The sequence below is a fragment of the Serratia rhizosphaerae genome (assembly GCF_009817885.1).
GTDB lineage: Bacteria > Pseudomonadota > Gammaproteobacteria > Enterobacterales > Enterobacteriaceae > Serratia_B > Serratia_B rhizosphaerae.
The window spans coordinates 4346311-4366395 of record NZ_CP041764.1 but is presented as its reverse complement, the minus strand read 5'-3'; the positions used below and the strand labels follow the sequence as shown (position 1 = coordinate 4366395).

General features: G+C 58.5%; 15 protein-coding genes and 2 pseudogenes. 4 read left to right on the top strand and 13 right to left on the bottom strand.

The genetic code is table 11. The annotated features are described in order from the left end of the window. Nucleotides 1–237: 237 nt before the first annotated feature. A complete protein-coding gene (pth, locus tag FO014_RS20250) occupies nt 238–828 on the top strand; it encodes an aminoacyl-tRNA hydrolase (protein WP_160030836.1) in 591 nt (196 codons plus the stop codon). A 491-nt stretch (nt 829–1319) separates the two neighbouring features. Here the strand turns inward: pth and FO014_RS20245 are convergent, their stop codons facing one another. Further along, the gene (locus FO014_RS20245) at nt 1320–2795 is read right to left on the bottom strand and encodes a SulP family inorganic anion transporter (RefSeq protein ID WP_160030835.1); all 1476 of its coding nucleotides are present in this window, start codon (nt 2793–2795) and stop codon (nt 1320–1322) included. Between the two features lie 354 nt (nt 2796–3149). Between FO014_RS20245 and ychF the strand changes: the two genes are divergently transcribed. Further along, the gene (gene ychF, locus FO014_RS20240; RefSeq protein ID WP_160030834.1) at nt 3150–4241 is read left to right on the top strand and encodes a redox-regulated ATPase YchF; all 1092 of its coding nucleotides are present in this window, start codon (nt 3150–3152) and stop codon (nt 4239–4241) included. Nucleotides 4242–4350: 109 nt separating this feature from the next. Beyond that, a pseudogene (locus FO014_RS20235) lies at nt 4351–5596 on the top strand (IS3 family transposase). Nucleotides 5597–5615: 19 nt separating this feature from the next. On the opposite strand, the gene FO014_RS20230 reads toward FO014_RS20235, so the two are convergent. The 4 genes from FO014_RS20230 to FO014_RS20215 all read right to left on the bottom strand — a co-directional run bounded on the left by FO014_RS20230 (nt 5616) and on the right by FO014_RS20215 (nt 10676). Then, a complete protein-coding gene (locus FO014_RS20230) occupies nt 5616–6968 on the bottom strand; it encodes a c-type cytochrome (RefSeq protein WP_160030833.1) in 1353 nt (450 codons plus the stop codon). A gap of 26 nt (nt 6969–6994) precedes the next feature. Continuing rightward, nucleotides 6995–9232: a xanthine dehydrogenase family protein molybdopterin-binding subunit gene (locus FO014_RS20225; protein ID WP_160030832.1), complete on the bottom strand. Its 2238-nt coding sequence runs from the start codon at nt 9230–9232 to the stop codon at nt 6995–6997. After that, nucleotides 9229–9687 carry a (2Fe-2S)-binding protein gene (locus FO014_RS20220; protein ID WP_105231440.1) on the bottom strand — a complete coding sequence of 153 codons (459 nt, stop codon included), beginning with the start codon at nt 9685–9687 and terminating at the stop codon, nt 9229–9231. Before FO014_RS20220 ends, FO014_RS20225 begins: the two co-directional genes overlap by 4 nt. A 407-nt stretch (nt 9688–10094) precedes the next feature. Then, nucleotides 10095–10676 (bottom strand): CGNR zinc finger domain-containing protein, encoded by a 582-nt coding sequence (locus FO014_RS20215; protein ID WP_160030831.1) that lies wholly within the window; start codon nt 10674–10676, stop codon nt 10095–10097. Nucleotides 10677–10957: 281 nt separating this feature from the next. Between FO014_RS20215 and FO014_RS20210 the strand changes: the two genes are divergently transcribed. After that, nucleotides 10958–11839, top strand: coding sequence for an alpha/beta fold hydrolase (locus FO014_RS20210; protein ID WP_160030830.1), 882 nt, complete (start codon nt 10958–10960; stop codon nt 11837–11839). Nucleotides 11840–11898: 59 nt separating this feature from the next. Here the strand turns inward: FO014_RS20210 and FO014_RS20205 are convergent, their stop codons facing one another. From FO014_RS20205 to kbaZ, 8 genes and pseudogenes are all read right to left on the bottom strand, one after another. Further along, nucleotides 11899–13788: an alpha-amylase family protein gene (locus tag FO014_RS20205; RefSeq protein WP_160030829.1), complete on the bottom strand. Its 1890-nt coding sequence runs from the start codon at nt 13786–13788 to the stop codon at nt 11899–11901. A gap of 49 nt (nt 13789–13837) precedes the next feature. Beyond that, a complete protein-coding gene (gene kbaY / locus FO014_RS20200; protein ID WP_160030828.1) occupies nt 13838–14716 on the bottom strand; it encodes a tagatose-bisphosphate aldolase subunit KbaY in 879 nt (292 codons plus the stop codon). Between the two features lie 8 nt (nt 14717–14724). Further along, nucleotides 14725–15879: an SIS domain-containing protein gene (locus tag FO014_RS20195; protein WP_160030827.1), complete on the bottom strand. Its 1155-nt coding sequence runs from the start codon at nt 15877–15879 to the stop codon at nt 14725–14727. A gap of 98 nt (nt 15880–15977) precedes the next feature. Further along, nucleotides 15978–16411 (bottom strand): annotated as a pseudogene (gene agaF / locus FO014_RS20190) (PTS galactosamine/N-acetylgalactosamine transporter subunit IIA). Between the two features lie 16 nt (nt 16412–16427). Beyond that, entirely contained in the window at nt 16428–17309 is an 882-nt protein-coding gene (agaE, locus tag FO014_RS20185) for a PTS N-acetylgalactosamine transporter subunit IID (protein ID WP_160030826.1), read from the bottom strand. Further along, nucleotides 17299–18078 (bottom strand): PTS N-acetylgalactosamine transporter subunit IIC, encoded by a 780-nt coding sequence (agaW, locus tag FO014_RS20180; RefSeq protein WP_160030825.1) that lies wholly within the window; start codon nt 18076–18078, stop codon nt 17299–17301. The genes agaE and agaW overlap by 11 nt, the downstream gene beginning before the upstream one ends. 10 nt (nt 18079–18088) lie before the next feature. Next, nucleotides 18089–18562 carry a PTS N-acetylgalactosamine transporter subunit IIB gene (agaV, locus tag FO014_RS20175; protein ID WP_160030824.1) on the bottom strand — a complete coding sequence of 158 codons (474 nt, stop codon included), beginning with the start codon at nt 18560–18562 and terminating at the stop codon, nt 18089–18091. A gap of 19 nt (nt 18563–18581) precedes the next feature. Beyond that, a complete protein-coding gene (gene kbaZ / locus FO014_RS20170; RefSeq protein ID WP_160030823.1) occupies nt 18582–19877 on the bottom strand; it encodes a tagatose-bisphosphate aldolase subunit KbaZ in 1296 nt (431 codons plus the stop codon). Nucleotides 19878–20085 lie beyond the last annotated feature (208 nt).

The following is a 20085-nucleotide window of genomic DNA, read 5'->3' as shown; positions in this document are numbered from 1 at the left end:
AGACACTCCCGGGGCAAGGGTATTGCGTTAGCGATCACAGATGTGCAATTAACACTGACAAATCTTTACTTTAGAAGCAGCAACTAGCTATAAACTTGAACTATAACCCATGTGCATTATTCACTTTTCAAAGTAAAGGACTGTCGTTTATTACCGAACACGACGTATTTTGTCATTCGACGCAACGAAAGGTAGACTAATGCCCTTTCCATTATTTTGAGCATAGTGAATCTCTCCGTGAGCAGTATCAAATTGATTGTCGGCCTGGCCAACCCCGGCGCCGAATATGCGCAAACGCGCCACAATGCAGGCGCCTGGTACGTAGATCAACTGGCGCAACGCCATAACCAGGCGTTGAAAGAAGAAGGCAAATTCTTCGGCTATACCGCACGCCTGAACCTGGCCGGAAACGACGTCCGGCTGCTGGTGCCAACCACGTTTATGAATTTGAGCGGCAAGGCCGTGGCGGCCATGGCGTCGTTCTATCGCATTCAGCCAGATGAAATCCTGGTCGCTCATGATGAGCTTGATTTACCGCCGGGTGTCGCCAAGTTAAAACTGGGCGGCAGCAACGGCGGCCATAACGGCTTAAAAGATATTCAGAGCAAGATGGCGAACAACCCGAACTTTTATCGTCTCAGGATTGGCATCGGCCATCCGGGAGATCGCAACAAGGTGGTGGGATTCGTACTGGGCAAACCGCCGGCCAGTGAACAGAGCCTGATCGATGACGCCATCGATGAATCGCTGCGCTGCACCGAAGTGCTGTTAAAAGACGGTATGACTAAGGCCATGAACCGCCTGCACGCGTTTAAAGCCGGCAGTTGATCCTTAGCCGTCAGGCTGCATGCTTGCCGTGCAGCCTGACTTTACTTTCCACCACACAGCGGTGGCGGTGGCGGTGGCACTGGCATGACGCTTCACGACAATTTGCCGCCAGAGACGGCCGGGAATGCAATGCCAGGCAGGCGTCTGCGCATGGAACGGCGTCTTTTCCTGAACCCATGACGCTGCACGGGCTTTTTCTTCAGCATATTACGGCTATGCAGCGAAAAAGAAAGTAATGATATAATTGATAAACTTGGCGCTATATAAATAAATATCCCATTCACTTAACCTATCCTCCTTGATATCCCCCAGTCGCTGAAAGAATGAAAATCCGAAATAGCCAAGTCCCTAATGGACACAACCATAAATCACATCCAAAGCTTTACAAAAAAGTTTAATCAGGGCAAAGCAATAAATGGAGTATGATTATTTATTTATTGGATTCGACTTAGAAAAAACCCCAATAATATTTATTATTGGGGTTTGGCATATCAGTCCGCAGCTACGCGATAGGTGGGGTCGTCAAGCTCATGAAGGCAGAACGGACCGGCCTGCTTCAGTAAACTGACGCAGTCGGCGCTTAGATGACGCAGGCGCACCGTCTTACCGGCGGCCAAATAGCGCGCCGTGAGCTTATCAATCGCCTCTACGCCGCTGGAGTCCATCACCCTGGTGTGTGCAAAGTCTAAAATAACCAACGCCGGATCGTGTGCAGGATCAAAGAGCTCGGCAAAGTCCGTCGTTGAGCCGAAAAAGAGCGGCCCCGCTAAAGAATAAACAACGGTGTTGTTTTCTTCTTTTTTATCACGGATAGATATTTTTGCCTGTTTCCAAGCAAAGACCAGCGCCGAAATAATGACGCCGCTGATAACCGCCACGGCCAAATCCGCAAATACCGTAATCACGGTCACGGTCAGCAGAATAAATGCGTCTTCTTTCGGCATTCTTTTTAACCGGCGTAATGAACTCCATTCAAATGTGTTATAGCACACCACCAGCATAATGCCGGCCAACGCGGCAACGGGGATATAACCGATATAGGATGACAGGCTGACCACAAACAGAATCAGCAAAATAGCGCCAATCGCCGCAGAGATGCGCCTGCGGCCGCCGGAGGTGAAGTTAATGATCGACTGGCCGATCATCGCACAGCCGGCAAAGCAGCCAAATAGCCCGCAAAGGGTATTGCCTGCTCCCTGAGCGATGCTTTCCCGGTTGCCGTTGCCTTTACTGTTGCCCATTTCATCCAGCACCGTCATGGTCAACAACGATTCTATCAAACCAACCAGCGCGATAATCACGGCGTATGGCAACACCACCTTCAGCATGTCGAGCGTAAACGGCGCCATCGGCAGGCTAAAGTGCGGCAAACTACCGGAGATATCCGCCAAATCCCCCACCCGCAGCGTATTCAGCCCCAGGCCGATCGCCAGCGCCGACACCACGATCAGCGCCGCCAGCGATGCCGGGATCGCCTTTGTCAGGCGCGGGAAGAATACCACCACCAAAATCGCCAGCAGCACCAGGCCATACATCAGCGGCCCCTGCCCGGCGACCATATGCAGCTGCGCCAGCATAATCACGATCGCCAGCCCGTTGACGAAGCCATGAATCGCCGGCAGCGGCACTAGACGAATAAATTTCCCCAGACGGAAAATACCGATCAGGATTTGAATCACGCCGGCAAAAATAGTCGCCCACAGCACGTAATCCATTCCGTGTTGGGCCGCCAGGCTCATTAACACCACCACGATGGAGCCGGCCGCGCCGGACACCATGCCGGGTTTACCGCCGAACAGCGCCGTGGTCAGGCCGATAATAAATGCGGTATGCAGGCCGACGATGGGCGACAGCCCGGCGACCAGGGAGAAGCCGACGGCTTCCGGGATCATGGATACCGCGACAACAAAGCCGGCCAGGACTTCATTCTTGACGTCCGCCAGCCTGAAGTTGCTCAGGTTAAGCATAAATTTTCCAGATAGTCTGAGATTGCAAAAACAGTGCATGCCTGATGCAGGCAGCAAAAAACATCAGCGCCGGCGCAAGGCCAATGCTGTTACAGAGAGAGTATGCGGGCGGGAAAACTCAGGGTGGAGTAAGCAAGAAGTACATCCGCGCGTTTCCTGTTGGTTAAAGATAGTAAACAGTATGTTGAAACGTGAGCAAGATCTCAACACAAACTTCGTAAGCAAAGCTCTCCGCCCTCACGCCGGGATCGTGATAGATGCGCATTACGTGTATAATGACGCAATTATTCTGCCCTTTATGCGGCCAGTTAATGCTAACTGGTTGTTAGTTAAGATATTTAAGGTGATAACAACATGGGATTCAAATGCGGTATCGTCGGCCTGCCAAACGTAGGCAAATCCACCCTGTTCAACGCGTTGACCAAAGCGGGTATCGAAGCAGCCAACTTCCCGTTCTGCACCATTGAACCGAACACCGGTGTGGTTCCGATGCCCGATCCGCGTCTGGACCAGTTGGCCGAGATCGTCAAACCCCAGCGCATCCTGCCGACCACCATGGAATTCGTCGATATCGCCGGTCTGGTGAAAGGCGCCTCCAAAGGCGAAGGCCTGGGCAACCAGTTCCTGACCAACATCCGTGAAACCGAAGCGATCGGCCACGTGGTGCGCTGCTTTGAAAACGACAACATCATTCACGTTTCCGGCCAGGTTGATCCGGCATCGGATATTGATGTGATCAACACCGAGCTGGCGCTGTCCGACCTGGACACCTGTGAACGCGCCATGCACCGCATCCAGAAGAAAGCCAAAGGCGGCGATAAAGACGCCAAGGCCGAGCTGGCCGCATTGGAAAAATGCCTGCCGCACCTGGAAAACGCCGGCATGCTGCGCGCGCTGGATCTGAGCGAGGAAGAGAAAGCGGCCATCCGCTACCTGAGCTTCCTGACGCTGAAGCCGACCATGTACATCGCCAACGTGAACGAAGACGGCTTTGAAAACAACCCGTACCTCGACAAAGTGCGTGAAATCGCCGCCGGCGAAGGCTCCGTGGTGGTCGCCGTCTGTGCCGCCGTTGAGTCCGACATTGCCGAACTGGATGACGAAGAGCGCGACGAGTTTATGGCCGAACTAGGTCTGGAAGAGCCGGGCCTGAACCGCGTGATCCGTGCCGGTTACCAGCTGCTGAACCTGCAGACCTACTTCACCGCCGGCGTCAAAGAAGTGCGCGCCTGGACCATCCCGGTCGGCGCTACCGCCCCGCAGGCAGCCGGCAAGATCCACACCGACTTCGAGAAGGGCTTTATCCGCGCGCAGACCATCGCCTTTGACGACTTCATTACCTACAAGGGCGAGCAAGGCGCGAAAGAAGCCGGCAAGATGCGCTCTGAAGGTAAAGAGTACATCGTCAAAGACGGCGACGTGATGAACTTCCTGTTTAACGTCTGATAGATAACCTCTCCCCATAAAAAACCACGCTAACGCGTGGTTTTTTTATTCATCATGACCCGTCCTAAATAGCGTTGACACATTTTACTCACGAACAGAGGAAAGTGTGATGAACCAGTATGTTAAACGCACGCAACGCGATTACCCTCTATCCTTTAAATTGGCCGTCGTCCAACAGGTCGAAAAAGGCGAGATGACTTACCGTCAGGCACAAGACCGCTACGGTATCCAGGGCAGTCATACCGTCATGAACTGGCTGCGTAAATATGGCCAACTCGACTGGCGTTCGTCCTCTTCAACCAGACTGTGCGGAGATGATATGCCCAAGTTACCCCTGACTCCTGAACAGCGCATCAAAGAACTCGAACAGCAACTGGCTGAATCTGAAGTCAAAGCGCAGTTCTTTGAAGCCGTCGTAAAAGTGATGAATACCGAGTTCGGAGCTACCCTGACAAAAAAGCAGTTGGCTGCCTTATCGCGCAAACACAAGCGCCACGACTCACGGTAGCACGCGCCTGCCGGTGGATGGGTATCAGCCGGCAGGCATGGTATCAGTCCTTGCAACGTGAACGTGGAAGAGAAGAGCAAGCCCACCATATAGTGGAGCAGGTGACCGCTATCCGCTTACACCAGCCCCGACTGGGTACACGCAAGCTGCACCACTTACTGCGACAGCAGCCGGAAGCCCCCGTGCATGTGGGGCGAGACCGCCTGTTCCGGATACTGCGCTGCGCCCGTTTACTGGTGATGCCTAAACGGGCGTATCATAAGACAACGCACAGCCATCATCGTTTTTACCGTCATCCCAACTTGCTGAAAGCGGGAGAACATCAGGTTATAGCCAGCCGCCCGGAACAGGTGTGGGTAGCGGATATCACCTATCTGCCGCTGAAAACAGGAACGGCGTATATCAGTCTGATAACGGATGCGTGGTCGAGAAAAATCGTGGGGTATCATGTGCATGACAGCCTGCATACCCGGCATGTCGCCTGTGCGTTCAAAATGGCGCTGGCCAGCAGGCGCACCGCAGCTCCGTTGGTACATCACTCGGACCGGGGGATCCAGTACTGCTCGCAGGAATATCAGACGTTACACAAGCGACATGGCGTCACCTGTTCGATGACAGACGGGTATGACTGTTACCAGAATGCGCTGGCGGAGAGGATAAACGGGATACTGAAAACGGAATACCTGCTTGGCAAACCGAAAGACATCGTGCAGGCAAGAAAGATGGTCAGGCAGTCTGTGGAAATCTACAACGCACGGCGACCGCATCTGTCGCTACAATACAAAACGCCCGATGAGGTTCATCGGGCGTTATAAGGCTGAAAAGTGTCAACCTATATCAGGACTAGTCATCATCACCGCTCGCCATTAACGCATCTGTAGGATAATAACGTTGCTGCTGGCGGGATCGGTTTTCTCGCGTAGCTCCCCAACCGCCTTGGCATCCGTCTTCGCGCCCTGATTCCCCCATGAGGTACGAATAAAGTTCAGTACGTCGGCAGTCTGCTGGTCGGTAAGCTGTTTACGGTACGGCGGCATACGGTAGGCATCCGGCATGCCATCGGCCACAATACGCGCGGAGCCGTTCAGCACTACGTTGATGGAAGACGACGCATCAACCTGCATTGACGTCGCGCCGGCCAGCGGCGGGATCCACGGCGCCTGACCGCGACCATCCGCACCGTGGCAGCTGCTGCAGCGCGCCATATAGGTCTGCCTGCCGGGATGACTCCCACTGCCGTCCGGCGCAGCAGCTGAGGCTTCTCCTTGCGGATATCGCCAGGCGTTACCGCTGTTATTACTTCCGGCCGGCAAGGCTTTCAGATAGTGGGCGATCGCGCGCAGATCGTCATCGCTCATAAACTGGGTTGAGTTGTTGAACGCATCAGTCATTGAGCCGAACACCACGGCGTGCTGGTTGCGCCCCTGCTTAAGGAATGTCACAACGTCCTCTTCGCTCCAGCGGCTGATGCCGGTATTGGCATCGTTACGCAGACTTGGCGCATACCAGCCGTCCAACAGCGCACCGGCCAGATACGCCTGGCTGCCGGCGTCCAGCGCCTTCTCATTAAAGGCCAGCCCGCGCGGCGTATGGCAACTGCCGCAGTGCCCCGGCCCCTCCACCAGATACGCGCCACGGTTCCACTGTTCGTCCTGGCTCTCCTGTGCCTGATAAGGCCCACCGCGGGAAAACGCCGCGCTCCACAGCGCCAGCGGCCAGCGCATATTCAGCGGCCACGGAATTTCTGTCGGGCTATTCTGGCGGGATACCGGTTTAACGCCCTGCATCATAAAGGCATACAGCGCCGCCACGTCCTCATCGCTCAGCTTCTGGTAAGAAGGAAACGGCATGGCCGGGTACAGGCGATGGCCGTCACGTGCGACGCCGTGGCGCACCGCGCGATCGAAATCGGCCAGCGTGTAGCGCCCGATGCCGGTCTCGTCATCAGGCGTAATGTTGGTGGTGTAGATTTTACCTACCGGCGTCGCCATCGCCAGGCCGCCGCTGAAAGGCGCGCCGTCCGGCGTGCTGTGGCATGCCACACAGTCGCCGAGCCGGGCGACATACTCCCCCTGGCGAATCAGATCGGCGGAGATTGCCGAGGTGTCCGTCGGCTCATGATCAAACGTTGAAGCAGGCGTACGCAGCAGCCACACGGTCGTCACCGCGGCGACGCCCACCAAACCGGCCACTATCAGGCCGAGCCTTTTCAGTTTCATGGTTCTTTCCCTTAAGCGCCTGCGGCTCAGCTGAAGTTAAAACGTGACAGCGGCATGGAGCGGATCCGCTCGCCGGTCAAGCGGGAGACGGCGTTCGCCACGGCCGGCGGTATGGCGGGCAGCGGCGGCTCACCAATGCCGCCCATTTTGGCGCCGCTCTCCACAATGCGTACCTGCACCGGCGCCATGCGCGAGGGCGGCAGAATCGGGTACATATCGTAGTTGCGCGCGACCGGCTGGCCTTTTTCATACACGCTCTCTTCAAGCAGCACCTGAGATAGCCCAAGGGCAACCGCACTATTGACCTGCGCCTCGATGATAGCCGGGTTCACGATGCTGCCGGGATCGATCGCCTCCCAGACCTGATGCACCCTAACCTGACCATTCTCGATGGAAACCTCGGCAATGGCCGCCGCCTCAGAGCCAAACGGCGAGGCCATCGCCACCCCGCGCGCCCGGCGGCTGCCGTCAGGCGCGGTATAAGGACCGGCCTGCCAGCCGCCGGACATCTCCGCCACCGTATTAAGCAGCGTCGTCAGCCGTTGATTCCCCTTCAACAAGTGCAGCCGCAAGGCGAAAGGATCCAGCTTGCTCTTATCGGCGATCTCATCGAGGAAACACTCGTAGAGAAAATCATTCATTGAGTTGCCCACCGAGCGCCAGTAACCCAGCCTGACCGGCCCCTTTTTATAGATCTGCGCGATACGCACGTTGGGAATGGCATACGCTTTACCCGTCAAGCCTTCCAATGCCGTGGGATCCAACTGCTCGCCGTGTTTGCCTGCCAGTCCTTCCGTCGGCCCTTCGCAGGTGCTGATCGCCTCCAGCGCCACGGGGTAGCCCTGCGCATCCAGCCCGGCACGGAAACGCACCGCGGCCATCGGCCGGTGGGTGTCGCGCAGAAACTCCTCCTCCCGGCTCCAAATCAGCTTGATAGGCCGGCCAACCTCTTTGGCCAGCGCAATGGCCTGCGGATACACCATCGCGGTGTCGTAGACAAAGTGGCGGCCAAAGAAACCGCCGAGCAGCGGTGAATGGATAATGATTTTTTCAGGGGCGAGTCCGGTGCGTTTAGCCACGTCGGCCTGAAACATTTCCGGCGCCTGATTCGGTATCCACAGCTCCAGGGTGCCGTCGTTATTAAAGCGCGCCAGCGCGGAAGGCGGCTCAAGCTGGGCATGATTGAGATACTGGCTGTGATAGGTCGCGCTCAGCGTGGTTTCCGCCGCTGACATCCCCTGCGTGATATCCCCCTTCACTTCCGCATCTTCGCCCTGGCCCGGCTCCTGCGCCAGCACGGCGGCAAACGCTTCCGAGGAGAAATCGGCAGGCATATAATTACCGTCCGGCGCATCTGGCTCCAGCCACTCAACCTGCAGCGCTTCGGCGGCGCGTTTGGCCTGCCACCAGCGCGCCGCCACCACGGCCACCGCCCCCGGCAGTACATGTACCGAATGCACGCCTTTCATCGCCTTGACCTTTTCTTCATTACGCAACTTGCCGGCATGCAAGCCAAGCCGTGGCGCATGCTGGACGGCGGCATGCAACATGTCGTCAACGCGACAGTCGATGGTATAGACGGCCTTGCCCGTCGACTTTTCATGCATATCGAGGCGTTGAACCGGTTTGCCGATCCAGCGGAAGCGGGCGGGATCTTTAAGCGTCACCGAATCTGGCGACGGAACGGATAAATCGCGGGCGCGGGCGGCAAGTTCGCCATAGCTCAGCGAACGACCGGAAGCCGCATGAATAACCCGTCCCGGCTCGGTCTGCAGCTGGTCAATCGGAACGGAAAGCTCCGCCGCCGCTGCCTGCAGCAGCATCTGCCGCGCCAGCGCGCCGAGACGACGCATGGTGGTGTAGCTGGCCCGCACCGACTGGCTGCCGCCGGTGATGCGCATCCCGCCCTCCATCACCTGATATTGTGAACCGGCAGGCGCATTCTCGACGATAAAGGTCGCCGGATCGGCATCCAGCTCCTCACCGACTATCTGCGCCATCGCGGTAAATATCCCCTGTCCGCCTTCGATAAACGGCGAAAGGAATTTCACCGAGCTGTCGGGACGGATTTCCAGGAATGCCGGCACCCGCGTCCCCGGTGCTAAAACGGCGTCTGCCGCCTGAGCGCGGCTCTGCCCAATCGGCAAACCGACGCCCAGCACCAAAGCGCCGGCAAGGCTGCCGCCGACCAGCAGAAAACGACGCCGTGAAAGGTTAACCGGTTGCTCATCCAGAGCCGTCAGATCGTGATCGCGTCGGTTCATGCGTTGTCTCCCTCCCCCGCAACCTCATGAATGGCGGCGCTGATAGCGTTGTAGGTGCCGCAGCGGCATAAATTCACCATCGCCGCGGCAATCTCCTCGTCCGAAGGATGAGCGTTATGCTTTAACAAGGCGGTTGCCGCCATCACCTGGCCAGACTGGCAATAACCGCATTGCGGCACCTGATGCCGAACCCACGCCGCCACCACGCGCTTGCCGACGTCATCACTTTCGATCGCCTCAATAGTGGTAATTTTTTTCCCGGCGACGGTCTCCAGCGGCGTCACGCAGGAACGCACGGCCTGGCCGTCCACCATAACCGCGCAGGCACCGCACTGCGCCAGGCCGCAGCCATATTTCGTACCGGTCATGGCCAGATCGTCGCGGATAACCCATAACAGCGGCGTATCCGCGTCCGCATCAGTCTGATAAATCTTGTTGTTGATATCGAGTTCCATCGCTAACCGCTCCAGATAAAATAGTGCTCACAATGACGGCTGTTCAGCTTGCAGGCTCAGGCAATGGCTACCCCGCAATGCTGATAAGGGTGGGTACGTCAGAAAAATGACGGAGATGAAGAAGACTTTTTATATTTACAAATATTAGACAAATAATTAACAGTTTCCTGCTCAATGTGGTTATGAAAAAAATTCACAAATCGCTACGTCGGATGCGCCAGCGCCAGGTCGTTTCCTGTGGACGGGCGCTGCCCGCGCTGTTTAAGGCGCGGACATCATGAAATGGAGGTCGGGGATAAGGGACGGGAGAATTGGCCTGTACCGCTGAACACGCGTTACCGGCAATATTTTAATCGGTTATACGGGGTTATCACCCAACGGACAAAAGCCGCCCACCAAGCCGCAGCTTACTTCCTCTGCTGGCGAAATCTGGCGACCTTCGCCCGGTTGCCACATAGCGCCATGCTGCACCAGCGGCGACGGTGCGACTTGGTACGGTCATAAAACCACAGCGTGCAGTCGGGGTGTTCACATTCACGCACCAGCTCAAAATGCGTCTCGGCCAACAGAGACGCCGCCAGCTCCGCCACCGGCGCCAGCAGTTGCACCGGCGTTTTACCGTCATAGATGCGTTTAATACTCAGCCCGCCTTGCCGATCCGCCACCAGTTGCTGATGGCTGACGGCGGCGCTCAGGTAACGGTTCAGCGCCGCCGGATCCGGCGTGTCTCCGGCTTTTCTCTGTCTGACCAGTTGCCTAATGGTGTCCCGCAGCCGGCGCGCCTCATGCAGCAGAGCGTCGTCGCTAAACATCGGCGTGTCCGGCGCAGCAGCCAGCCCGGCCAGCGCCAACCAGTGGCGGACGTCATCATCGGACAGCCAAAAGTCATAAGGCTGCCCGTCCAACTGCGCTACCGTATTTAAGAAATCGAGCGCGCCGTGGTCGGCAATAAACAGCGGACCTTCAACGCTCAGGGAATGAGCAGACATCGACATCTCCACGCAAATCAACGCCCATAAAGTAACCCATAAAATTACAGATTAACAGTTACAACATTATTCTGCTGGCGTTGAGCACAACATCAACGGCACCAGCCTGCCGTTAACCCGATGAAATCGAAAAGATATCTCTTTCATTAACCGTCTGTTTCCATCCTGCTCAGTCACCGTAACCATTAAAAATACATTTGACAGGTTACATCATGCCGCCATACTAAAACCGCCAGTAACCCTTAAAATTAATTTTAACAGTTACACTTTGGAGCCGCATTATGACCATGAACCGCTATTTCCCCGTACGCTATCAGTTTGTCGATGCCGACGGCGTACGCGTTTTCTACCGTGAAGCCGGCGATCCGCAAAGCCCGACCCTGCTGCTGCTGCACGGTTTTGCCAGTTCATCTCACCAGTTCCGCGAGCTGATCCCGCTGCTGGCGGATAAGTTCCATCTGGTGGCGCCGGATCTGCCCGGCTTCGGCTTTAGCGAAATCCCCGCGCAGCGCCGGTATAGCTACAGCTTCGACGCACTGGGCCAGACCCTCACGCATTTTGTCGAGGCGCTGGGGCTGGAAAGCTACGCGCTGTACGTCTTCGACTACGGTGCGCCGGCCGGTTTGCGGCTGGCGCTCAACCATCCTGAGCGGGTAACCGGGTTTATCTCACAAAACGGCAACGCCTATCTGGAGGGGCTTGGCGACGCCTGGGCGCCAATCCGCGCCTACTGGCAGGACGCCTCCGCCGACAACCGTCAGGCGGTTAACGACGCGGTGCTGAATCTGGCCGGTATTCGCTGGCAATATCTGCATGGCGTGTCGGAACCTGAACGCGTCGCTCCCGAGACCTGGCACCTGGATGCCCTGCTGCTTGAGCGCCCCGGTAACAAAGACATCCAGCTGGATCTATTTCTCGACTACGCCAACAACCTGAAGCGCTACCCCGACTTTCAGGCGTTCTTCCGTAAAGCCCAACTGCCGATGTTGATTATCTGGGGAAAAAACGATCCCTTTTTCATTCCGCCAGGCGCGGAAGCCTTTAAGCGCGACACCCCCGATGCCGTCGTCGAGCTGCTCGATACCGGCCACTTTGCGCTGGAAACCCACGTGGCGCACATCGCCAAACGCATCCGCGAGGTGATTGGCGGCGAACGGGCCTGAGCCGATAGCAAAAATCCACGCCGCGGCGTGGATTTTTATTAGTCGGAATTAAGCCGCGCCTATTTGACCGGCGTCGCCTCAAACACCAGTGTTTCCAGCGGCTGCAGGGTAACCACCAGCGCCTGCTGATACGCCTGCGGGAAGGTGTCGTTACTGCCGTAAACCGGCTTCAGGCTAAAGCGGGTGTCGGCGCCCTGCGGGATTTCGAAGTCTTTACTCAGGTTCAGGTAATAGGTCTGCGGCTTATCCAGCGGGTTACGCAGGCCGAAAATCGCCTTCTCCGGCTGCCACGACGCCCAACCGTATACCTCCAGCCGCGTCGGGTCACCGCCGATCCAGTGGGTATCGACCAGCACATCGGCATTATCCCGCGACCACGTCGCCGCCTGCGCCAACGTATCCCACTTATGGTCGTTCAGCATCGACGGGGTGATATACAGCTCCTGCAGCTGCGTACCGGTGGCGAAGAAGCTCCACACCTGGTCGTCAAAGTCGTCGTCGCTCTGCACTTTCTCCAGGCCGTAGTAGGCATTTTCCGCGCTGATAATGCCGTGATACATCAGTGAATTCAGCGGGAACAGCGGCCCTTTTCTGACGATCGAGCGATAGGTTTCCGCATCGCGGTAGGTCATCCACCGCTGCACCGGCGAACCTTTGCCGTACAGATTGATATCATCCCCCTGCCGCCAGATGGAATCGGCATAAAACAGCCAGGACGGGCTGGCGTTGGTGCCGGTGGTCAGGTTGATAAACTGATTCGGATTGGCGGCGCGCATAGAGTCCAGCAGCGCGATCGAAGCATCAAAATCCGAGGCGAACGGGCTGCCGGCAAGATGCGCGTTGGCGTTGCCCATGCCGTCCAGCTTGAACGAGGTGATATGCTCGTTTTTGATCAGCTTGACGATCTGCTGATTAAAATTCTTAAAGTAGTTCGGGCCGGACAGCGCCAGCTTGCCGTCAACGGTTTCAAAACCGTACTCTTTGGCGTGGGAGACGCGTATATCGCGCGGTGTGTTATAGCCGCCCCACGGCGACAGCCACAGGCCGACCGAACTGTGCAGACTTTCCGCTTTCTTTTTCACCGTGCCAAAGCCGTGGCGGAAGGCCGGGCCGAACAGCCAGCGGCCGGTGCGGTCATCCCAGCCGTCGTCCAGCAAGAACGCGTCCAGCTTCACGCCGCGCCCGCTGATAAAGGCCTTGTCCCACTCGTCCATCCGTTTCAGCACATCCTGTTCGGTATAGGTGGTGAAAAAGCCGATATCCATCCAGCTGTTGTAGTGCAGATAAGGTTGATACGGCCGCGCGCGCACCGTATTAATGAACTGGTTGACGCTGCGGCGCAGCTGGCCGACCTGCGGAAAGGTGCCGAAATAGATACGATAGCTGACCGGCGTTTCCGGCTGTATCGGCGTCGCCAGTTCCACATTCAGGTTGGTGGTGGCCTCATAGGCGTAGGTATTGACGATCGGTTTTTCCGGCATGATAAAGAATGAGTCGGCGATAATCGGCGAACTGTTAATCGCACCGTCAACATACGGGGCCTGGGACTGCTTCTTCGTCGGGAAGAACGTGATCTTCGCCACGCTGCGCGCCTGCTTCAGCGCCGCAATCTTATAATCGATGCGGGCATACTTTCCGTGCAGCATGTTGAGCGTCACGCTGACGTTGAAGTCCGGGCGCGTATACGCCAGCACGATCGCATCGCCCTGCTGGCTGACGCTCTTCAGCGTGAACTCCGCAGCATGAATCACCGTTTCATCCGGCAACGTCAGAAAAAACAGCTCCTGCGGTGCCAGCCGGCTTTCACCGGTTTTATCTTTAATCGCCAGCGCCGATTTGCCCTCGTCAAAGGTTACGGCAATCTTCTCATTATCGAGCGCATATTGCGCGGCGGCCGCGCCGTTGGCAACCAGCAGCGCCAACAGCGCCACGCGGGTGACTTTCTTCATTCCAGAGGTCCTTATTGTTGTTATCGAAGGTAACGGTAATAACCACGCATTACGCCGTCAGCGCCGTCTCAGCGCCGATGCGGCCCGCCGAGCCGCACAGGCTGATTTTATTGCTGACCACCTCTTTCATTGCATCCATGCCCACACGCAGATAATAACGGGGATCGTTGCCCTGCGGGTTATCGGCAAACCACTGCTTCACCGCCCCGGCGAAAGCGATCTTCAGCTCGGTGGCAATGTTGACTTTGCAGACACCGAGTTCAATCGCCCGGCGCACGAAGTCGTCCGGCACATCGCTGGCGCCGTGCAGCACCAGCGGCACGCTGACCACATCGCGAATGGCCGCCAGCCGCTGAAAATCAATCTTCGGCCGCTTGGTGTATAAGCCGTGCGCGGTGCCGATGGCGACGGCCAGGCTGTCGACGCCGGTCTGCGCCACAAAGCGCCGCGCCTCCTGCGGATCGGTCATAAACGCCTGCTCTGCGTCGGTGGCCCTATCATCCTCCACGCCGCCCAGGCGGCCCAGCTCGGCCTCCACGCTGCAGTCATGACGGTGACAATACGCCACCACCGACGCCACCAGCCGGACGTTATCGTCAAACGGCAAATGGCTGCCGTCGATCATCGCGCTGCGTACCCCGGCCTGCACCTTGCGGCGGATATCGTCCAGCGATTCATGGTGGTCGAGATGCAGCGCCAGCGGCATCCGGTAGCTGTCGGAATAGGCGCGGCACAGCGCATAGATCTCGTCAAAGGCGATATGCCTGAAAGTGCCGGGCGTCCCCGCCAGAATCACCGGCGAGCGCAGTTCAGCGCACACTTCCAAAATCGCCTGAATAGTCTCGGCATTATGAATATTGAACGCAGGCACGGCGTAGCCGTTGGCCTGCGCGTCCAGTAACAGATACTTGGTGGAAATAATGCTCATGGTGCCTCCTACGCTTGCCATGCATGAATAACCACGCCTTGCACCACCCGGTTTACCGCGCCGCTGGCGGAAGGCGTATCCGGCGTGATGCCCGCTTTCAGCGATTCGCTCAGTGCGAACATCTGTGCATACATCAGGAAACAGAACGCCAGCTCAACATCGTTGAACCCGCGTGAAGGCGGCAGCAGGATATGCGGCCCCTGCTCTATCATCGCGTCCGGCTCCGCCGCGATCGCCAGCACGCGCATCGCCTGGTTATCACGCCGCAGCTCGGCCAGCAGATCCAGGTCGTAACGCCGCGTATAGGGATGACTGGAAATAAACACCACCACCAGCGTCTCGTCATCCACCAGCGATTTCGGGCCGTGGCGGAAGCCGGCCGGCGAATCGTAAAACGCCGCCAGCCGGCCGGCGGTCAGCTCCAGCACTTTCAGCGCAGCTTCGCGCGCAGCGCCCTGCAGGCCGCCGCTGCCGAGGTAGGCGACGCGCTTCCACGGCAGGCTGCCGAACACGCCCTCGCGGACATCGTCCAGCGACGCCAGAATACTGCGGCAGCGCTCGGCCACGTCGCGGAACGCGCTGACGCTGAACGCCGCCGGCGCAAACGCCGCCAGACAACTGAGCATCATGGTGGTGATGCTGCTGGTCATGGCAAAACCGCGATCGTGCGTTTCTGCCGGCATCAGCAGTGCGAAGGCGTTGCCGTCGTCACGCGCGTTTTGATACAGGCTGCCGCCCTCATTACAGGTAATCACCAGGTGATGGCATTCCGGCACAAACTGATTTGCCAGCTTAATGGCCGCCAGGCTTTCCGGACTGTTACCGGAGCGGCCAAAGGAGACCAGCAGCAGCGGATGGGCGGCGTTCAGGTAGTCCATCGGGTTGGTGACCAGATCGGTGGTGGGCAGCGCGCTGAAATGCTTGCCCGTGTAGCGCGTCAGCCAGGGGGCGATAATCTCGCCGATAAACGCCGAGGTGCCGGCGCCGGTCAGCACAATGCGTAAATCCTCATTCAATAGCAGCGGCGCAAGAAACTGCTCAAGCGGCTGGCGCAGGTTATCGATAGCATTTAACGCCCGCAGCCAACTGGCCGGCTGCTGGCGGATCTCGGCTTCTGTCCAGGTGCCCGTGGCAGCGGCCGGGCGAGTCTCGGTTTGTGGCATAACTTCATCCTTAGTCGTGTGACATCAACGTTAGCCATTGGCAATCGTACGACGTTCTTTCGTTTTGTTTCGTTTCCTGGCCTCCGCACGCGGCGGCGTCATATCCCTTCCTGCAACGTTTTTTCCTCACGGCAGCGGCCCAGTTCATCCGCCAGGCTGGTTAGTCCGCGGCGTCCGCACGCCAGCGCCTGCCGGCGAAACGCTTCGCTGCTCAGCCCCTCCCGCTCCAGCACCATCTCCAGCAGCAGCTGCAGATTGGTGCCGGTAATCACTTCCCGCCCCGGCTGCTGCATCGCGAGCGTCGACGCGACGCGGAACGGCGTGCCCCCTAACAGATCGGTCAGAAACACCAGTTCCTCCCCACATCGAGCGCAGCAACCGCCTGCTCCAGCTGCGCGGTCAGCAGCGCAGTGCTTGAACTTTCGGTAAAATCGATCGCCACAAACTGCGGCTGTTCGCCCAGTATCTGCGTCATCGCCCGCGCCAGCCCGCTGGCGAAGCCGCCGTGGCCGCAAAGAATAATGCCTATCATCGTGAACGCCTCCGGCTTACAGAAAGTGGGCAAATCTGCCGGCTACCGCCAGCACGACGGTGATCGCGATCAGCCTCAGCGGGCTCCAGCCGCGCCGCACCAGGTAGTACATCAGCAAGGTATACATCAGCGGCAGGAAGGCCGGCATCAGCTTGTCGATCACGTCGCTCTGCAGCTTGACCACCGCGTCACCGGCGGTGATCTCCAGCGTCGTCGACAAACGTACGTAAGTGGCCACCAGCGCGCCAATTACCGTCATGCCGACGATCGACGCCGCATGGCCAACCCGCCGGGTATTGGCTTTCAGCAGCGGGATCGCCGCCACGCCCATGCGATAGGCATAGTGAGCCAGCCCAAAGCGCAGCCCCAGGTGCACCACGTTAAACAGCAGCAGGAAGATCGCCGCGCCGAGGATCGAACCCTGCAGTGCCAGGCTGGCGCCGATACCGCCGCAAATCGGCAGCAGCGTCAGCCAGAACATGGCGTCGCCGATGCCGCCGAGCGGCGCGCCGACGGCGATTTTGGTGCTTTGGATGCTGTTCACGTCCTGCTTGGAGCGCTCCATCGCCAGAATAATGCCGATGACAAAGGTCACCAGAAACGGATGGGTGTTAAAGAACCCCATATGTCCTTTCATCGCCCGCGCCAGATCGCGCGGGTTGGTATGGATTTTTTTCAGCGCCGGCAGCAGACCGTACAGCCAGCCGGCGGCCTGCATACGTTCGTAGTTGAACGAGGCCTGCAACAGCATGGAGCGCCAGGCGACGCGGTTGATGTCCTTGCGGCTCAGCTCCGCGCCGACGCGCTGGTCTTCATACCGGTTCTCATTAGCGCCGGTCAGCAGCGTCTCCTCTCCGTCTGAAACGTTGTTCGGCAGCGTGCTCGGGTTAGATGCCATCTTCGAATTCCTCCTGCTGTGGGGCCGGCGCATTGGGTTCAGGGCCTTTGCGGTACAAATCAATCAGCGCCATCGCCAGCGCCGCCGCGGCAATCGCCAGCACCGGCAGCTTCAGCCAGGCCGCCGCCACAAAGCCGATGATAAAATAGGGGATATAGACATTTTTCATCATGATCTTCAGCAGCACGGCGAAGCCGATGGCCGGCATAATGCCGCCCGCCACGCCAAGGCCGTCAATCAGCCGCGCCGGCAATACGTCGATCGCGGTTTTGGCGTGTTCCGCGCCGAAGTAAATCGGCAGGAACGCGCACAGAAAGTAGAAGCATCCCAACGCCAGCATCGCCAGGTAGTTCACCCGCTCAATGCCTTGGGTATCGGCGTTGGCCGCCATCCTGTCGCAGCGCGACATCACACCGGACATCACCGAGAACAGGAAGGTGATCCCCATCTGCACCGCCACGGCGAACGGCACCGCGACGCCGACGGCGACATCCGGTTTTACCCCGGTGGTGATGGCGAAGGTTGTGCCGACGATGGTGCCGATAATCACATTGGGCGGCTGTGCGCCCGCCAGCGGCGCCAGCCCCATCCACACCAGCTCCAGCGTACCGCCGGTCAGAATGCCGGTATGCAGATCGCCGAGGATCAACCCCACCAGCGGGCCGAGCACCACCGGACGGTGCATATGGGTTAACCCGTCAAACATATCCAGGCCGGCGATAAAGGCGAGTACGCCCAGCGCGCAGGCCTGCAACAGACTGATTTCCATTGCCTATCCCTCACAGTTGTTTGAACAGATCCAACGCGGGTTCCGTCGGCACGCCCTGCACAAAACACTCAACCCCGGCGGCTTGCAGGCCGTGAAACGCGGCGATATCGCCGGCGTCGACGGAGACCGTTTTGGCGATTTGCCGTTTACCTTCGACGTAATGCATATTGCCCACGTTGATGCGCGTCACGGGCACCCCACCCTGCACCAGCGTGAGGAAATCCGCCGGCGTCTTGCAAACCAGCAGGATTTTTTGCCGGTCGACGGCGCGGTGAATGTTGTCAACCACCTTCTGCAGCGGCCAAAAGCGCACCGCGATGCCCTCCGCCAGCACCATCTCCATCAGGTTTTGCTGCACCGGATCCGCGGCCACCTCGTCGTTGGCCACCAGCACCAGATTCGCGCCGGCGAACCCGACCCACTGAACGCCCACCTGACCGTGAATCAAACGTTCGTCGATGCGGCTTAGTACAATGTTCGGCATAGCGTTTTCCTCGTTGTTGTTATGCGGAACGCGGGGCCTCGCCCTGACAGGCGGCGTGATACTGGCCCAGAACGTTCTGGATATGGTCGATAATCAGCGCGCGCGGCGCGGCAGCCAGCGTCCCCGCCCGCACTTTGGGATACTGCTGCGGCAAATACTGGCTGAGCAGCGGCAGCGGGATCGGCGTCTCCGTCAGGTTGCGCAGCAGCTGCGTAAATGCCTGCTCAATCCGACCGTCCGGCCAGTAGTAACGTATGCGGTCGGAGTAGCTGTAGCCGCGCGCCAGCCGACGGGCGAACTCATCACCGTGATAGTGACTGCGCCAGTATTCCGGCCGCTCGAGCATCACCTGTTCCAGCACCTGACGCAGGCCGGAGCAGGCGCTCGCCGGCAGCAACTCCTGCTCGATCGCCGCCAGCGCAAACAGCGTCTCGCGCAGGGCGAAGGTCAGCGCCGGGCCGACTTTCAGTATCGCGAAGTGGTCTTTCACCAGCTGGCGCAGCGCCTGCGGCGTCTGGTAGTCGGTGGAATGGGCTTCAAATACCAGCGTGTCGCTGGACGCCACCATGGCGCTGAGCGCCATGGCTTCCTGCGGTTGGTAATCAATAACCTGCGTATGATCGAACTCGACGCCGGGCTGCACCACCAGCGCGATAATCCGCGGCCAGACGTCGCCCAACCCCTGGCGCTCAAACGCCTGGCGATGCGCGGCCAGCGTCGCCCGCGCGGCGTCCGGGGCGGTAACCGCCAGCGTCGTCAGGGTTTCATGCGCGCCGCCGGGAACCGGCACCTCGGTGCCGATCACATACGCCAGATCGGCGACGCCAAACTGCGCGCGGCAGGTACGCTCGGCCACCTGCGCCAGCCGCGCGGCGCGTTCGGCAACGATCGCATCGCTCAGCGGCTGAGGATCATCTGCGCAGGGCATGCTGCAATCCAGGTGAATCTTTTTAAAACCAGCGGCGACGTAGCTTTCGAGCAGCGTTTCCGCCTGCGCCATCGCCTGCTCGGCAGGCTGGCTCTGCCAGCGGTTGGGGCCGAGGTGGTCGCCGCCAAAGATAATCTGCGACGCGGGGAAATCCAGTTTCTGCGCCAGCCGGCAGACAAAGCCGCGAAAGTCCGCCGGCGTCATGCCGGTATAGCCGCCGAACTGATCGACCTGGTTGGAGGTCGCCTCTACCAACAGCGGCGTCTGCCGCTGCCGGGCGTAGAGCAGCGCCGCTTCCAGTACCAGCGGGTGTGCGGAGCACACGGCGTAGATGCCGTTCATCTGCCCTTGCTTATGCCTGATGACCATCTCTGTAAGCTGTTTCATTTTCCTCCCCAGTCTGGCTGATACGCGACAAAGTGTTTTCGTTTCGTTTCTTTAATCCTGCTCCAGAGATTTAAAAAAACAAAACGAAAGATATTAATTTTCCGATCCGTTTCACAAAAGAAAGCCTATGAAAGACCACAGGCGTGAGCAAGCGCACTGAAGGCGGCGTTTTTACGCTTGCATTCTGTCAAAGGAAAAGGGTTAATAG

Excerpts from the sequence above, each read along its gene's own strand:
- kbaY (WP_160030828.1), bottom strand. The coding sequence starts at position 14,716 with ATGAGCATTATTTCCACCAAGTATCTGTTACTGGACGCGCAGGCCAAC.
- agaV (WP_160030824.1), bottom strand. The coding sequence starts at position 18,562 with ATGCCGAACATTGTACTAAGCCGCATCGACGAACGTTTGATTCACGGT.
- FO014_RS20245 (WP_160030835.1), bottom strand. The coding sequence starts at position 2,795 with ATGCTTAACCTGAGCAACTTCAGGCTGGCGGACGTCAAGAATGAAGTC.
- FO014_RS20195 (WP_160030827.1), bottom strand. The coding sequence starts at position 15,879 with ATGCCACAAACCGAGACTCGCCCGGCCGCTGCCACGGGCACCTGGACA.
- agaE (WP_160030826.1), bottom strand. The coding sequence starts at position 17,309 with ATGGCATCTAACCCGAGCACGCTGCCGAACAACGTTTCAGACGGAGAG.
- FO014_RS20215 (WP_160030831.1), bottom strand. The coding sequence starts at position 10,676 with ATGTCTGCTCATTCCCTGAGCGTTGAAGGTCCGCTGTTTATTGCCGAC.
- kbaZ (WP_160030823.1), bottom strand. The coding sequence starts at position 19,877 with ATGAAACAGCTTACAGAGATGGTCATCAGGCATAAGCAAGGGCAGATG.
- FO014_RS20220 (WP_105231440.1), bottom strand. The coding sequence starts at position 9,687 with ATGGAACTCGATATCAACAACAAGATTTATCAGACTGATGCGGACGCG.
- agaW (WP_160030825.1), bottom strand. The coding sequence starts at position 18,078 with ATGGAAATCAGTCTGTTGCAGGCCTGCGCGCTGGGCGTACTCGCCTTT.
- ychF (WP_160030834.1), top strand. The coding sequence starts at position 3,150 with ATGGGATTCAAATGCGGTATCGTCGGCCTGCCAAACGTAGGCAAATCC.
- FO014_RS20230 (WP_160030833.1), bottom strand. The coding sequence starts at position 6,968 with ATGAAACTGAAAAGGCTCGGCCTGATAGTGGCCGGTTTGGTGGGCGTC.
- FO014_RS20205 (WP_160030829.1), bottom strand. The coding sequence starts at position 13,788 with ATGAAGAAAGTCACCCGCGTGGCGCTGTTGGCGCTGCTGGTTGCCAAC.
- FO014_RS20210 (WP_160030830.1), top strand. The coding sequence starts at position 10,958 with ATGACCATGAACCGCTATTTCCCCGTACGCTATCAGTTTGTCGATGCC.
- FO014_RS20225 (WP_160030832.1), bottom strand. The coding sequence starts at position 9,232 with ATGAACCGACGCGATCACGATCTGACGGCTCTGGATGAGCAACCGGTT.